Source organism: Streptococcus cristatus (assembly GCF_008369405.1).
GTDB classification, from domain to species: Bacteria; Bacillota; Bacilli; order Lactobacillales; family Streptococcaceae; genus Streptococcus; species Streptococcus cristatus_G.
The window spans coordinates 139,967-154,403 of record NZ_VSJJ01000001.1 but is presented as its reverse complement, the minus strand read 5'-3'; the positions used below and the strand labels follow the sequence as shown (position 1 = coordinate 154,403).

At 41.9% G+C, this 14,437-nt stretch carries 14 protein-coding genes, 1 tRNA gene and 2 pseudogenes; 6 read left to right on the top strand and 11 right to left on the bottom strand.

Annotated features, from left to right (window positions below):
* The first annotated feature begins 6 nt into the window (after positions 1–6).
* From FXF62_RS00855 to FXF62_RS00840, 4 genes are all read left to right on the top strand, one after another.
* The gene (locus tag FXF62_RS00855; protein WP_149517286.1) at positions 7–1,119 is read left to right on the top strand and encodes a cysteine desulfurase family protein; all 1,113 of its coding nucleotides are present in this window, start codon (positions 7–9) and stop codon (positions 1,117–1,119) included.
* 1 nt (position 1,120) lies between these two features.
* Positions 1,121–1,468, top strand: coding sequence for a DUF1831 domain-containing protein (locus tag FXF62_RS00850; RefSeq protein ID WP_149517285.1), 348 nt, complete (start codon positions 1,121–1,123; stop codon positions 1,466–1,468).
* Between the two features lie 132 nt (positions 1,469–1,600).
* Positions 1,601–2,248 (top strand): redox-sensing transcriptional repressor Rex, encoded by a 648-nt coding sequence (locus FXF62_RS00845; protein ID WP_015605008.1) that lies wholly within the window; start codon positions 1,601–1,603, stop codon positions 2,246–2,248.
* Positions 2,249–2,272: 24 nt separating this feature from the next.
* Entirely contained in the window at positions 2,273–2,965 is a 693-nt protein-coding gene (locus tag FXF62_RS00840) for a gamma-glutamyl-gamma-aminobutyrate hydrolase family protein (protein WP_149517284.1), read from the top strand.
* On the opposite strand, the gene radC is transcribed toward FXF62_RS00840, so the two are convergent.
* The 3 genes from radC to gyrA all read right to left on the bottom strand — a co-directional run bounded on the left by radC (position 2,962) and on the right by gyrA (position 7,005).
* Positions 2,962–3,645, bottom strand: coding sequence for a RadC family protein (radC, locus tag FXF62_RS00835; protein ID WP_149517283.1), 684 nt, complete (start codon positions 3,643–3,645; stop codon positions 2,962–2,964). The two genes, FXF62_RS00840 and radC, sit on opposite strands and share 4 nt — an antisense overlap.
* A gap of 155 nt (positions 3,646–3,800) precedes the next feature.
* Positions 3,801–4,547 (bottom strand): class A sortase, encoded by a 747-nt coding sequence (locus tag FXF62_RS00830; RefSeq protein ID WP_125372790.1) that lies wholly within the window; start codon positions 4,545–4,547, stop codon positions 3,801–3,803.
* Positions 4,548–4,554: 7 nt separating this feature from the next.
* Positions 4,555–7,005 (bottom strand): DNA gyrase subunit A, encoded by a 2,451-nt coding sequence (gyrA, locus tag FXF62_RS00825; protein WP_187984205.1) that lies wholly within the window; start codon positions 7,003–7,005, stop codon positions 4,555–4,557.
* Positions 7,006–7,211: 206 nt separating this feature from the next.
* Here gyrA and FXF62_RS00820 point away from each other — a divergent pair, with 206 nt between their 5' ends.
* Positions 7,212–8,198 carry an L-lactate dehydrogenase gene (locus FXF62_RS00820; protein ID WP_015605023.1) on the top strand — a complete coding sequence of 329 codons (987 nt, stop codon included), beginning with the start codon at positions 7,212–7,214 and terminating at the stop codon, positions 8,196–8,198.
* 37 nt (positions 8,199–8,235) lie between these two features.
* Here FXF62_RS00820 and FXF62_RS00815 read toward each other — a convergent pair.
* The 4 genes and pseudogenes from FXF62_RS00815 to FXF62_RS00790 form a co-directional block, all read right to left on the bottom strand.
* Positions 8,236–8,493, bottom strand: a pseudogene (locus FXF62_RS00815) (NUDIX hydrolase); the annotation flags it as partial.
* A gap of 153 nt (positions 8,494–8,646) precedes the next feature.
* Positions 8,647–8,805: pseudogene (locus tag FXF62_RS00805) on the bottom strand (NUDIX hydrolase); the annotation flags it as partial.
* A gap of 57 nt (positions 8,806–8,862) precedes the next feature.
* A tRNA-Arg gene (locus FXF62_RS00800) sits at positions 8,863–8,934 on the bottom strand.
* A gap of 272 nt (positions 8,935–9,206) precedes the next feature.
* Entirely contained in the window at positions 9,207–11,171 is a 1,965-nt protein-coding gene (locus FXF62_RS00790; protein WP_149517280.1) for a peptide ABC transporter substrate-binding protein, read from the bottom strand.
* Positions 11,172–11,440: 269 nt separating this feature from the next.
* Here FXF62_RS00790 and FXF62_RS00785 point away from each other — a divergent pair, with 269 nt between their 5' ends.
* The gene (locus FXF62_RS00785; RefSeq protein WP_149517279.1) at positions 11,441–11,695 is read left to right on the top strand and encodes a metal-sensitive transcriptional regulator; all 255 of its coding nucleotides are present in this window, start codon (positions 11,441–11,443) and stop codon (positions 11,693–11,695) included.
* Between the two features lie 49 nt (positions 11,696–11,744).
* Here FXF62_RS00785 and FXF62_RS00780 read toward each other — a convergent pair whose 3' ends face one another.
* The 4 genes from FXF62_RS00780 to rpmA form a co-directional block, all read right to left on the bottom strand.
* Positions 11,745–12,038 carry a rhodanese-like domain-containing protein gene (locus FXF62_RS00780; protein WP_125390461.1) on the bottom strand — a complete coding sequence of 98 codons (294 nt, stop codon included), beginning with the start codon at positions 12,036–12,038 and terminating at the stop codon, positions 11,745–11,747.
* Positions 12,035–13,687 (bottom strand): FAD-dependent oxidoreductase, encoded by a 1,653-nt coding sequence (locus FXF62_RS00775; protein WP_149517278.1) that lies wholly within the window; start codon positions 13,685–13,687, stop codon positions 12,035–12,037. The genes FXF62_RS00780 and FXF62_RS00775 overlap by 4 nt, the downstream gene beginning before the upstream one ends.
* A 17-nt stretch (positions 13,688–13,704) precedes the next feature.
* The gene (locus FXF62_RS00770; RefSeq protein WP_149517277.1) at positions 13,705–14,010 is read right to left on the bottom strand and encodes a rhodanese-like domain-containing protein; all 306 of its coding nucleotides are present in this window, start codon (positions 14,008–14,010) and stop codon (positions 13,705–13,707) included.
* 129 nt (positions 14,011–14,139) lie between these two features.
* On the bottom strand, positions 14,140–14,433 hold the full coding sequence (gene rpmA, locus FXF62_RS00765; RefSeq protein ID WP_005590406.1) for a 50S ribosomal protein L27: 294 nt from the start codon (positions 14,431–14,433) through the stop codon (positions 14,140–14,142).
* Between the last annotated feature and the right edge of the window lie 4 nt (positions 14,434–14,437).

The following is a 14,437-nucleotide window of genomic DNA, read 5'->3' as shown; positions in this document are numbered from 1 at the left end:
ACATTTGTGATTTATTTAGATAATGCTGCTACAACTGCCTTATCGCCTGCTGCGATGGAGTCCATGACTCAGGCAATGACAGTCTTCGGCAATCCATCCAGTACCCACAGCCACGGTCGAGAAGCTAAAAAACTGCTCCGACAAGCTCGCGAAGATATTGCTAAAGTTCTACACACACAGAGCAAAAATATTCTCTTTACATCAGGTGGTACTGAAAGTAATAACACTGCAATCAAGGGATATGCCCTACGCCATCATAATCAAGGCAAGCATATTATCACTACTGCCATTGAACACCATGCGGTTTTAGAACCCGTTGAATACTTGGTGGAGCACTTTGGCTTTGAAGCGACTATTATCCAGCCAGTGGATGGGCAAATCCGAACGGAAGATATCAAGAATGCTCTCAGACCAGATACTATTCTTGTCTCAATCATGGCAGTCAATAATGAAACAGGCTACATTTTGCCGATTCAAGAAATTGGTCAACTGCTAAAAGATCATCCTGCTGCTTTTCACGTTGACGCAGTCCAAGCCGTTGGCAAGCTCCCTATCTATCCTGAAGAATGGGGAATCAATTTCCTGAGTGCCTCAGCTCACAAATTCCACGGTCCAAAAGGAGTTGGATTTCTTTATGCTGACCAGATGGATTTTGATAATTTCATGCATGGCGGCGATCAAGAAAACAAACATAGAGCAGGTACAGAAAACCTCGTTTCCATTGTTGGGATGGCAACTGCCCTTTCTGAAAGTGTTGCCCATTTAGAAGAAAATCTTGCGCATGCCCAACAGTTAAAAGATACGCTACTGGACGATTTGGCAAATTTAGACTTCTATCTAAACGAAAGTCAGCCTAGCCTGCCTTATGTTATCAATATTGGATTTCCAAACCATAAGAACGATCTTATCTTGCTTCAAATGGACCTTAATGGATTTTCAATCTCGACTGGCTCTGCTTGTACAGCAGGTGCTGTACAGCCCAGCCATGTCCTTCAAGCTATCTATGGACAAGATTCTGAACGCCTAAAAGAATCCATTCGTATCAGTGTGTCAGACCAAACTAGCATCCAAGAAATCAAACTCTTCAGCCAAAAACTAAAAGAAATACTAGGAGGATAAGATGGCTTTTCAAACATCTGTTAGCTTAGCAAACTGCAACTTCACCTATTCGCTCCATCCAAACGTTAAGAAATTTACCTTGCGGGACAATACATTTGCTGAAACAAAAGTTGGTAATTATGAGCTTTCTCGTTTACTCGAAGCTGTTCCCAATAGTGGCGATGGATTCTTGCTTAAGATTATCGTTAATAAAGATCTAAGCGGAGTAAAAATCAATATTACGGACAAGTCTGGTTTAAGATTGGTTAATATCTTCAAATCAGAAAAACACCATATTATTCAGCAAAAATTCTATTTCTTGATGGATAGTTTAGTTGAAAGAGATATTTTTGAAAAAACACCCCAATAAGCGAAATTCTAAGAATTTTGCTTATTTCTATTATTTTATCTATCTTTATTAGTATAATAATATTTTGCTCATCAAATTAGTTGATTTTTTCACAAACTTTCTATAAAATAGAAATAGAAAGGTCGTGATTTTGTGAAAACTGAAAAAAGCAATTCTATTCCACGTGCTACTGCTAAGCGGCTCTCGCTCTACTATCGGATTTTCAAGCGATTTAACTCTGAGAATATCGAAAAAGCCAATTCAAAACAAATTGCAGAGGCGATTGGAATCGACTCTGCTACTGTTCGGCGTGATTTTTCTTACTTCGGTGAGTTGGGGCGCAGAGGTTTTGGCTACGATGTCAAGAAACTCATGAATTTCTTTGCCAATCTTCTCAACGATAACTCGATTACTAATGTCATGATTGTTGGTGTCGGAAATATGGGACGTGCTCTTTTACACTACCGCTTTCATGAACGCAATAAAATGAAAATCGTGATGGCCTTTGATACAGATGATTATTCTGATGTTGGAACCACCACAAATGATGGGATTCCTATTTACGGAATTTCTCAAATTAAAGAAAAAGTCCAAGAAGGAAATGTAAAGACTGCCATTCTGACAGTACCAAGTGTTAAGGCGCAAGAAGTCGCATCCATCTTGGTAGATGCTGGTATCAAAGGAATTCTCTGCTTCTCTCCTGTGCACTTGTCTGTCCCTAAAGATGTTGTTGTGCAGTACGTAGACCTAACCAGCGAACTCCAAACCTTGCTCTATTTCATGAGAAAAGATGATGAGTAAGATGAGAAAGGAAACATCCACTTTATGAAAAAACCGATTATCGGTATAACAGGAAACCAAAGGGACATCCCAAATGACCAATTCATTCATATAAGTTATACTGCAACTGGCTTTATTGAGGGAATCAAACAAGTCGGAGGCATTCCAATTATCTTGCCCATTGGTGATGAGGAATTAGCCGAGTCTTATATTACTATGATTGACAAACTGATTTTGACTGGTGGGCAAAATGTCAACCCTCATTTCTACGGCGAAGAGCAGACTATCGTAAGTGACGATTATCTGCTTCAAAGGGATCTCTTTGAACTGGCTCTCATCCGAGAAGCGCGAAAGCAAAACAAGCCTATTTTTGGCGTCTGTCGCGGTACCCAGCTTTACAATGTCGCCATGGGTGGCACACTTCACCAAGACATTGAAAATCACTGGCAAGATAGCACCGCTCAATATACCACACAGACTATGGTCACTAAAAACGGCTCCATCCTCCATGAATTATACGGTTCTACTTGCCAAATTAACTCATTCCATCACCAAAGTATCAAAGATTTAGCAAGAAATTTGGAAGTTATAGCCTACGATCCTCGTGACAAGGTCATTGAGGCGGTTACCTCGACTGATGGGAGTCCCTTCCTCGGTGTTCAGTGGCATCCAGAATACCTCTTCCATACAAGACCAGGGGATTTAGCCTTGTTTGATTATGTGGTGCATGAACTTTAGATCAAATCTGTTTTTTCACGATAGCTATAATAATCATGTTTTGAGACGATTAAATGATCTAAAAGAACCAAGCCCATTAGCTCACAGGCCTCTTTCATATGTTTGGTGACTTCGTCGTCATTCTTACTTGGCAGTGTTACTCCAGAAGGATGATTATGCACAAGTATAATAGCGGTCGCCAAGTGTTTGAGCGCATAATGCAAAATCTCGCGCGGTTCAGCAATACTTCTAGTTACCGTTCCTACAAAGATTGTCTGCTGATGGATGATCTGGTTTTGACTGTTTAGATAAATAGCGACTAAACATTCCTGCTTTTTATCTCCTAATTCTACCTGCATTTTACGAGCTAGCTTTTGACTGCCAAGAATTTGCTCCCTCTCCAGCACTTCAGCTTTGTTGATACGACAACCAAGCTCAATAATGGCCTGCAACTCAACAGCCTTCACAGGCCCAATTCCTGAAATTGTCTGTAATTCCTGTAAAGTCAAATATTTCAGATCATTCAAACTAGAAATCGATGATAAAATCCTTTGAGAAACTTGAAAAACAGTTTCTTTTTTGCTGCCTGTTCGCAAAAATATAGATAGCAATTCCTGATTACTAAGTTTATCTGCTCCTTCTCTTATCAGCCGTTCACGCGGCATCATGCTTATGTCATCCTGCAATGAAATACGATACATATCAACCTCCTTACTTATTAATTCGAGATTAAGTAAAAAAAAAGATTAAATTCTCATACAGTATCTAAATCATTAAATTCCATTGAAGACATTTGCAGGTCTTATCAATCAAAAAACGAAGCAACTCTTGTTACTTCGTTTTGATAAAATTTGCATTATAGCTGCATTTGATTGTAAGATTGACTGAAAGCATCTAAAATGTCTTTTGGTGCCTTATCATAGTCAATTGTACTTTCAAGTGTACCTTTGACAATTGTTCGACTGGTTGCGGCTGCATCTTCACATGTGACTAAAGTGATTTCAGCCACTCCCTCTGTGTCATTGATAACATCCACGCGCTCTGGTGCGACACTTTCTATACTAGAAATCGTATAGGTATAGATCTTTTCCTTATCCGTGATATAGATTTTCATCCCTATTTTGGCCCGATCTAGCGGTGAAAAGAGCATGTCACTGGCTCCAGTAATTCCAAAGACGTGATGACTGGCTAAGGCGTAATTTCCTTGTCCCATCTGTTGATCTTCTTTCATGGTACCAGCACCATAGTAAAGTCCAACATTATCCAAGCCCTTGAAAATTGGCAGATTCATCGAAACCTCAGGAATTGAAATGCCACCGATAACTGGTAGTTTTTGAGCCTGCCACTGAGCATTGATCACCGCTTCTGTCGAAAGAGATTGGACTTCGCTAAACTCAAAACTCGATTCGACTGCCTTATTTTGCTTGATTTCCTCCTTGGAAACCTTGCTAACCTGGTATTGATTTGTGTGCCAAACCATGATCATATTTCGGATAGAGGAGTTGAAAATCAGCGCTAAGGCAACCAGAAATAAAAGGAAAACTGCACAGTTAATGATAAAATTTCTGAGCTTGAATTTCTTCTTAGATTTCTTCACATTCATCCTCCTCTTATTCTACTTCTTCCTCATCGTCTTTTGCGTCAGGCGCAACCGTTGTAAAGGTGACAATCTGTGCATTTTGATCCAGACGCATGACCTTCACTCCCAAGGTCGAACGACCGGTCTGAGAAATATTAGCCACACTGGTCCGAATGATAACACCAGTATTAGTGATAATCATCAAATCTTCCTCGCCAGTAACGGTCATCAGACCAGCGAGAGGCCCATTCTTATCAGTGATATTGGCTGTTTTAATCCCTTTACCACCACGGCCCTTGGTTGGATACTCGCTAGCAAGAGTACGCTTACCATAGCCTTTTTCGGTGATGACAAGCACTTCGTCACCCTCAGTAATCACACCTGCTCCAACGACTTGGTCGCCGTCACGCAGATTGACCCCACGAACACCAGTCGCACTGCGGCTCATGCTCCGGACAGCTGTCTCATTGAAGCGGACCGAATAACCAAACTTAGTACCAATGATAACATCCGCATCACCGTCCGTCAGAAAGACATTGATAAGCTCGTCTTCATCTTTCAAATTCAAGGCCTTGAGACCGTTCTGACGAATATTAGCAAATTCTGTTACGCTGGTTCGTTTAACCATACCCAAACGGGTTGTAAAGAAGAGGTAGGAATGATTGCTACTGTCCTGCTGAACATTGATAATGGTCTGAATGGTCTCTCCTTCATCAAGCTTCAAGAGATTTACCACTGGCAAGCCCTTGGCTGTTCGGCCGTACTCAGGGATTTCATAGCCCTTGAGACGATAGACTCGGCCTTTATTGGTAAAGAAGAGCAGTCTATCGTGGGTACTCGTTGAAACCAGCTCTTTGACGAAGTCATCATCTTTGACACCCGTTCCTTGAACACCGCGTCCACCACGTTTCTGAGCAGTGAATTCTGCCTGATTTAGACGTTTGATATAGCCTTTATTAGACAGGGTAATCAAAACATCCGCTTCTTCAATCAAATCTTCATCTTCAAGAGAAAGAACTTCTCCCACCATCAGCTCAGTTCGGCGGTCATCCGCATATTTACGCTTGACCTCGTCTAACTCTTCCTTGATAATAGCGACAACGCGCTCTGGCTTAGCCAAGATATCAGCTAAGTCCGCAATCAAAGCAATCAATTCGTCATATTCTGACTGAATCTTATCACGTTCCAAACCAGTCAGACGGCGCAGACGCATGTCAAGGATAGCCTGACTCTGGCGCTCAGAAAGTTCAAACTTAGCCATCAATTCAGCCTGAGCTTCTGCGTCCGTCGCGCTATTACGGATGATGCGAATCACTTCATCAATGTGATCCAGCGCAATCAGCAAACCAGCCAAGATGTGAGCTCGCGCTTCCGCCTTTTCTTTATCAAAGGCCGTCCGTCGAGTCACTACTTCTTTTTGGTGCTCAATGTAGGCCAACAAAATCTCACGTAGAGACAGAATCTTCGGCACACCATTTTGAATAGCCAGCATATTGAAGCTGAAATTGGTCTGCATCTGAGTCAGCTTGAATAGGTTATTTAAAATGACATGAGCAGAGGCGTCACGACGAACCTCAATGACAAAACGAACCCCTTCACGATTGGACTCATCACGAACGGCTGTGATACCGTCAATGCGTTTTTCCTGCACCAGACGAACAATATGCTCGTGAACCTTGGTCTTATTCACCATGTAAGGAAACTCGGTTACGACAATTCGCTCGCGGCCATTTTTCATCTCTTCGATTTCAGTACGAGAACGAAGAACAATCGAACCTTTCCCTGTTTCATAAGCCCGGTGAATACCAGACTTGCCCATCACCAGCGCTCCAGTTGGGAAATCTGGTCCAGGCAGGACTTCCATGATGTCACGAGTCGTTGCTTCCGGATTGTCCATAACCAGCTTAACTGCATCAATAGACTCGCCTAGATTATGAGGTGGGATATTGGTCGCCATCCCAACAGCAATCCCTGTCGCTCCATTTACAAGCAAGTTAGGGAAGCGAGCAGGAAGAACCACCGGCTCTCTCTCGCTGGCATCATAGTTGTCGATATAATCAACAGTATTTTTATTGATATCACGAAGCATCTCAAGAGCGATCTTACTCATACGTGCTTCTGTATAACGCTGGGCAGCGGCCCCATCTCCGTCCATCGAACCGAAGTTTCCATGACCGTCCACCAGCATGTAACGATAGCTCCACCATTGAGCCATCCGCACCATCGCTTCATAAATAGAGGAGTCTCCATGCGGGTGATACTTACCCATGACATCCCCTGTGATACGAGCTGATTTCTTATGAGGCTTATCAGGCGTAACGCCCAGCTCATTCATGCCATAAAGAATCCGGCGATGAACCGGCTTAAGACCATCGCGAACATCTGGAAGCGCCCGAGCCACGATAACACTCATTGCGTAATCGATGAAACTGGTCTTCATTTCACTGGTCAAATTGACATCTACTAAGTTTCTATCTTGCATTAAAAAATGCCTCGTTTCAATATTAAATCACCATCTCATTATACCACATTTTAGCTATATTTTCAGTATTTAAAGCCGGATATAAAAACGTTTACATAGTGCTCAGGGGGTCAAAATCCGATGATTAGCCGTGACAAACTGTCTCAAAAGTGGTAGAATGTAGGTGTATGGGAAAAACCCTAAATATAATAAGGAGATGTTTAGAAATGACTGCTACTAAACAACATAAAAAAGTCATCCTTGTCGGTGACGGTGCCGTAGGTTCATCTTACGCATTTGCGCTCGTTAACCAAGGAATTGCACAAGAATTGGGTATCATCGAAATCCCTCAATTGTTTGACAAAGCTGTTGGTGATGCCGAAGACCTTAGCCATGCGCTTGCTTTCACTTCACCTAAGAAAATCTACGCAGCTAAATACGAAGACTGTGCGGACGCTGACCTCGTAGTCATCACTGCAGGTGCCCCTCAAAAACCAGGTGAAACTCGTCTTGACCTTGTAGGTAAAAACCTTGCTATCAACAAATCAATTGTTGAACAAGTTGTTGCTTCAGGCTTTGATGGAATCTTCCTTGTGGCAGCTAACCCAGTTGACGTCTTGACTTACTCTACATGGAAATTCTCAGGATTCCCTAAAGAACGCGTTATCGGTTCAGGTACATCACTTGACTCAGCTCGCTTCCGTCAAGCTTTGGCTGATAAAATCGGTGTTGATGCTCGTTCTGTCCATGCCTACATCATGGGTGAACACGGTGACTCTGAGTTTGCTGTATGGTCACACGCTAACGTTGCCGGTGTTAAATTGGAACAATGGTTGCAAGCAAACCGCGACTTGAACGAAGCTGACCTTGTAGATCTCTTCATCTCTGTTCGTGACGCTGCTTACTCAATCATCAACAAGAAAGGTGCAACTTACTACGGTATCGCTGTAGCTCTTGCTCGTATTACTAAAGCTATCCTTGACGATGAAAATGCAGTTCTTCCACTTTCTGTCTTCCAAGAAGGTCAATACGGTGTTGAAAATGTCTTTATCGGCCAACCAGCAATCGTTGGTGCACACGGTATCGTACGCCCAGTAAACATCCCATTGAACGATGCGGAGACTCAAAAGATGCAAGCATCTGCTAAAGAATTGCAAGCAATCATTGATGAAGCATGGAAAAATCCAGAATTCCAAGCAGCATCTAAAAACTAATCAGAAAAAACATCTCCTTGCTAAAAGGGGATGTTTTTTATATGGATTTATCATCAAAAATATCAATCAGATATGGAACAATCAGCTCTCCCTCCATATCTTCCAAAGAAGAAATCCAGACAAAGTCCGTATGCTCTTCTGGATCTAATATAATATCACGCTGCTCTATAGTCCTCGCCCCATAAACCAAGCGTGTAAAAACAGCATTTTTACTTGAGTCAAATTGACTATCTTCATGAATAATCCTATCAAGCTGAATCTTTTGATTGACTTCCTCCATAGCTTCACGTAGAGAGTGGGACAGAAATCGGTAATTCGTTAGAATTCGATTTCGTCGTCTCACCTCCGCACAGTTGAGTAGGGCTGTAAAAGCTGATGAAATCAGCCTAGTAGAGCTCACTCAACCACTGCGTCTTGCTCGACTATCCAAAGACAATTGAGAGGCTAGGATTTTTGTCCCAGCCTCGTTTTCCTCGACACTTCCGCCTGGAACATCCCAGTAGCCCGGATAGACATTAGGAAGTCCACGCTTTATTTTAGAGCGTTTGATAAGCAAATACTGCCCATCCTTCTCAATCAAGGTATGAGCGATTAACTTTACTGCCATAGCAATTTCCTCCCTTAGATGACAAAAAAGGACTCTCACGAGTCCAAGCTTAAATCATCCACCCTGAGAGAATCGAACTCCCATCTCAAGAACCGGAATCTTACGTGATATCCATTACACTAAGGGTGGCAACTTATTTATTATAACTAATTTTTCACAAAAAAACAAGCCTAAATGGCTCCTTTTATGAAATTTCTAATCTAGGGCAAATCAAAAGAGAGTGGGACAGAAATCGGTGATTCGTTAGAATTCGATTTCGTCGTCCCACCTCCGCACAGTTGAGTAGGGCTGTAAAAGCTGATGAAATCAGCGTAGTAGAGCCCACTCAACCACTGCGTCTTGCTCGACAAGCCAAAGACAATTGAGAGGCTAGGACTTTTGTCCCAGCCTCTTTATATATTTTATTTCTTCTCGATATGATCTGCTAGCTCTTCTTGGGCTTTTTTGTTAGATTCTAAGGTTTTTTCTTGCCATTTCTTCTTAGCTTCTTCATATTCTTTGGTCGTTACAATTTCACTTCTGAGTTTTGTATATTTAAAGTTGAAGCCAGATCCCTTAATTCCAACGAGTGAATAGGCACGACTGAAAGGTTTGGACTTACTTACAGAAGGACTACCGCCTCCTGAAATGGTCGGCATGATAATTCCACTATCCAGCAACCAAGCTTGTGCATCCGCATATTTTTCATAGCGAACTTTCACATCTGTTGTTTCAGCATTTGCTTCTTCCAACATCTTAGTATAAGTGTCCAAGCCCAGCTCTTTCATCTTGTCCATGTCTTGGCCTGGCTCAAAACCAAAGTTTTGCAAGCTAGCACCATTATTTACATTTAGAGTATCTAAGTAGGTAGATGGATCTTGATAGTCAGCTGACCAGCCTCCTGTATAGAAGTCATAGTCTTTTTGAGCTGCAGTATTTGCAAAGTAGGTGATGTTGTTCAAATCATCCACACTAATCTTCTGCAGGTCAATCACTACATTTTCTGCACCCAAGGTTGATTCAATTGATTGTTTTACTGAACTTGCCCATTGGATACTCACCTTGTCAGCCTGGTCTACAGGAAGGTCTAAATGAATTGGGAATTGAACTCCCTTAGACTCTAAAGCTTCCTTAGCTTTAGCAAATCTTGCTTTGGCTTTTTCTGGATTATAATAAGCATCTTGAGCATCTGTCAGGTCGATATTCGCCCATTCTGTGCCATAATTTACTAATTTAGAGGCAACAACTTGGCCAAATGTTTGATCGCCAATTTGAACAAATGTTGGAGGGACAAGCGTATTCCTCAACAGCTTGGTAGCTCCATCTTTACCATTACTTTGCGCACCATAAGAAGTCCGGTCAAGGGCAAAATTGACGGCCTGACGGAAGTCTTTATTTAAAACCGCTTCTTTTGTTGCATTCTTTTGATCATCACTTGTTTTGGAAGTGTGATTGTACGATTGACGGTTGAAGTTAAAATTAAAGTAATATGAGGTCGCATCCTGTGGGCTATAAAGGATATTGTCCGCATATTTCTTTTTAACTGCTGCGTATCCTGAAGTATTCGGATAGAGACGAGCACCGCTATAAGCACCATCGCTGAAGTTGCGAATTAAAGATTCTTGGTCTGACCCATCATAGTAGGTTAATTTGACATCTTCTAGACTGACCTTGTCCTTATCGTAATAATTTGGATTTTTAACAAATTCCATAGAAGACTTAGACGTCAAAGACTTCAAAAGAAAAGGACCATTGTAAAGGATGCTGGAAGGATCAACAGAACCAAAATCTTTTCCTTTAGACTTCAAAAATTCTTCATTGACAGGGAACAAGATATTATTGGTTGTTTTTGAGTTCCAATAAGGTTCTGAGCGAGTCAGCGTGTATTGGACTGTGTAATCATCTACTGCCTTCACTCCAACTTTTGAGAAGTCTTTTTCATCGCCTTTGACATAGGCATCCAAGCCACTAATCGAGTCTTGAATCAGGTAAAGGGCCTCAGACTTATTATCAGCCGCATACTTAAGACCTGTCACAAAGTCCTGAGCTTTAACGTTTGCAATTTCTTCACCTTCAACATTGAACCACTTAGCGTCCTTACGGAGCTTATATGTATAGGTCAGGCCATCTTGAGAAACTGTCCATGATTCTGCAAGAGAGGGAACTAAATTTCCATATTCGTCATTTTCTAAAAGACCATCAACAAGGTTTGTAATAACGTCTGACGTGGTAGCACGGTTAGCTGTCAGGTAGTTCAAGCTATCAGGATCGCTGGCATAAACATAAGAATACATTGATGTACTAGATGAGGATTTGCCACAAGCTGACAAGAACACGCCTGCACTAAGTACCACTCCAGTAGCTAAAAGCATTTTTGATACTTTCATAAATACACCTCCAAAAATCGAGAGAAGCCTAAGAATAAGAGAAGTAAAAATAAAGCTGTTCCTTTATTTGATCCAATATTAATCTTAGTCCAATTTCTATGTTACATTTTATAACATAAACTATTATACCAAAATTATAATGAAAAGTAAATAGAAGAATCAGAGAGTGATTATGGAAAATTTCTGAAAACAGCCTCCAACCAATCCAATTGACAAATATACAGATTAAGCATATAATAAACTCAATGTAAGCAAACGAGGAAATCACAGTGAATTATAATTATATTACCCGCCTCAAGCGCTCTGAAGGTCAGTTAAGAGGCATTCAAAGAATGATTGAAGAGGACAGGGAATGTTCAGATATTCTCACACAGTTATTAGCCGTCCGCTCCAGCGTTGACCGTGTTATTGAGATGGTTATCACTGAGAATTTAACGGATTGCCTAGAAAATCCAGCTGATGATCCGAAAAAACAAAGGGAAAGAATAGAGAAAGCTATTCATTTTCTGGTAAATCGAAAATAAGAAGGACAGGAAAAAAGGATTCAAGCAACGACTTGAATCCTTTTATCTTTTATTCAGTCTCTCCAGACCAAGCGTTCATGCCACCTGATACGTTGGTCACATCGAAGCCCTGCATGGCAAGAAATTGGCAAGCAGTCGCTGAACGCGCTCCTCCTTGGCAAATGACATAGTATTTGTAGTCAGGATTCAGCTTTTTATAGCCAGTTTCCAACTCACTGAGTGGAAGATTTCCAGCATTTGGGATATGACCCGCTTGAAATTCATGTCTTTCGCGCACATCTACGATGGCCATTTTTTCAGATTGATACTGCTTTTCTAGGTCAGCTGCTGATATAGTTTTCATTTTTCTACTCCTTCTGGTTTTACCATTTTGTACAAAGCATAAGCTCCGTCTAGATTTTTCACTGCAAATCCTGCTTGTTTTAAGATTCGCTCGGCAATATAGCTGCGCAGACCACTGTGACAGCTCACGATATATTCTGCTTCCTTATCTAGCTCATCCAAGCGTTCTCTGAGTTCATTCAGCGGAATATGGACTGTCTTATCTGTCTTCAGGCGTCCTTGCTTAAACTCATTAAGTGTTCGGACATCTAAAAAGACTTTCCCGCTAGCCAACTCGTCTTCCAGCTGGTGCCATTGGATATTTTCACTCAAGCCTTCTGCTAGATTCATGGCTGCATAGCCCAGCATATTGACTGGATCCTTGGCTGAGCCAAAAGGTGGTGCATAGGTAAACTCCAGCTCTGGCAAATCAAAGATCGTCAGATTTCCTTTAATAGCCGTCGCCAGAATATCAATCCGCTTATCAACGCCTTTTTTCCCTACACCTTGAGCACCATAGATTTTGCCAGTTTTTGGCTCAAAGAGCAATTTCAAGGTCAAGTCAGTCGCACCTGGATAGTAGCCCGCATGATCCTTACCGCTGACATGAATCACTTGGCAAGGCAAATGATTTTGCTGAAGGAAACGCTCGTTCAGACCTGTTAAAGCGGCTGTCATGTCAAAGACACGCACAATAGCCGTGCCAATGCTTCCCTTATTCTTCCGCTCCAAGCCAGCAATTACATCTGCCACCTGACGTCCTTGTCGATTAGCAGGCGAAGCTAGAGCAATCAAAGCATCGTCGCCAGTAATTTCCTGCTTGACAAGGATGGCGTCTCCGACTGCAAAAATATCTTTCTGACTCGTCTCATAATGCTCATCAACTAAGATTCCCCCACGAAGACCTGTCTCAATACCTGCTGCCTTGGCCAAGCTGTTTTCAGGCTGGATCCCGACAGAGAGAATAGTCACATCTGAAGCCAATTTTTGACCATCTTCCAAGACGATCACTTTGCCCTTTTCTTCGAAGCGAGTAGCCGACTGGGAAGTGATGATTTTCACTCCCTTATCGACTAATTCAGCTTGGACAAAAGCTGCCATCTCCTCATCCAGTGGAGGCAAGACATGCGGTGCCTTTTCTACGATTGTCACATTCAGGCCACGCTTACGCAGATTTTCAGCCGTTTCTAGGCCGATAAATCCAGCACCGATGACCACAGCCTCTTGTGGCTCTTCATCCAAGGCTAACATGATCTGATCCAAGTCTGGAACATTGCGCAAAGTGAAGACATTAGTTGCTTCTGAAAGTCCTTCAATCTCAGGAATAAAAGGCTTCGCCCCAGGTGAAAGAATCAGCTTGTCATACTGCTCTGTGAACTCTGAACCATCATGAGCCACCGTCACCGTGTGCTCTTCAGGCGAAATTTTCACCACCTCATGAAAAGGTCGCACATCCAAGTTAAAGCGTGCCTTGAGACTTTCAGGTGTTTGAACCAAGAGAGCTTCTCGCTCAGCAATTTCACCAGAAATATAATAAGGCAGGCCGCAGTTCGCAAAAGATACAAAAGGACCTTTTTCAAAAATTACAATTTCAGCATCTTCCATCAGCCGTCTTAAGCGTGTTGCCGCAGACATACCACCCGCAACTCCACCAATGATAATAATTTTCATTGTTTAACCCCTTCTACTTAAATGGTTTTCCCTGTCCAAGCGCTCATACCACCTCGGACATTGACAACATCATAGCCCTTTTTCTTCAGCTTTTTCGCTGCCATCTTGCTCCGCATGCCTGAATGGCAGATGACGTAAATCGTCTCCTTTTTAGCTGGAGAAAATTGACCAATTTGGCTCAAAGGAACATTCTGGGCCTCTTTGATATGTCCTCTACGAAATTCAAATGGCGTCCGTACATCAATTAGTTGGATATTGGACTTCAATCGCTTCTCCAACTCATCCGTCGAAATACTATCTATCTTTGTAAAAAAATGAAACATATTTTTCTCCTTTATACCCCTATAGGGTATATTAAAACACTAAGAAGAGAAAATGTCAAGGAAACGATTTCAATTTTTACCAAAAATAAAAATCCCGATCTTGAGACAGGGATTTTTATCAATAATGAATTATTTCGCAATTGGGTAAACTGATACTTGTTTCTTATCGCGACCTTTACGTTCAAAGCGTACTACGCCTTCAACTTTTGCGAACAATGTATCGTCTCCACCACGGCCAACGTTAACACCTGGGTAGATGTGTGTACCGCGTTGACGGTAAAGGATTGATCCTCCAGTTACAGTTTGTCCGTCAGCTGCTTTAGCTCCAAGACGTTTTGCTTGTGAATCACGTCCGTTTGACGTTGAACCTCCACCTTTTTTGTGGGCGAAAAGTTGCAAGCTTGCAAGATTCATTTTTAACATAGTG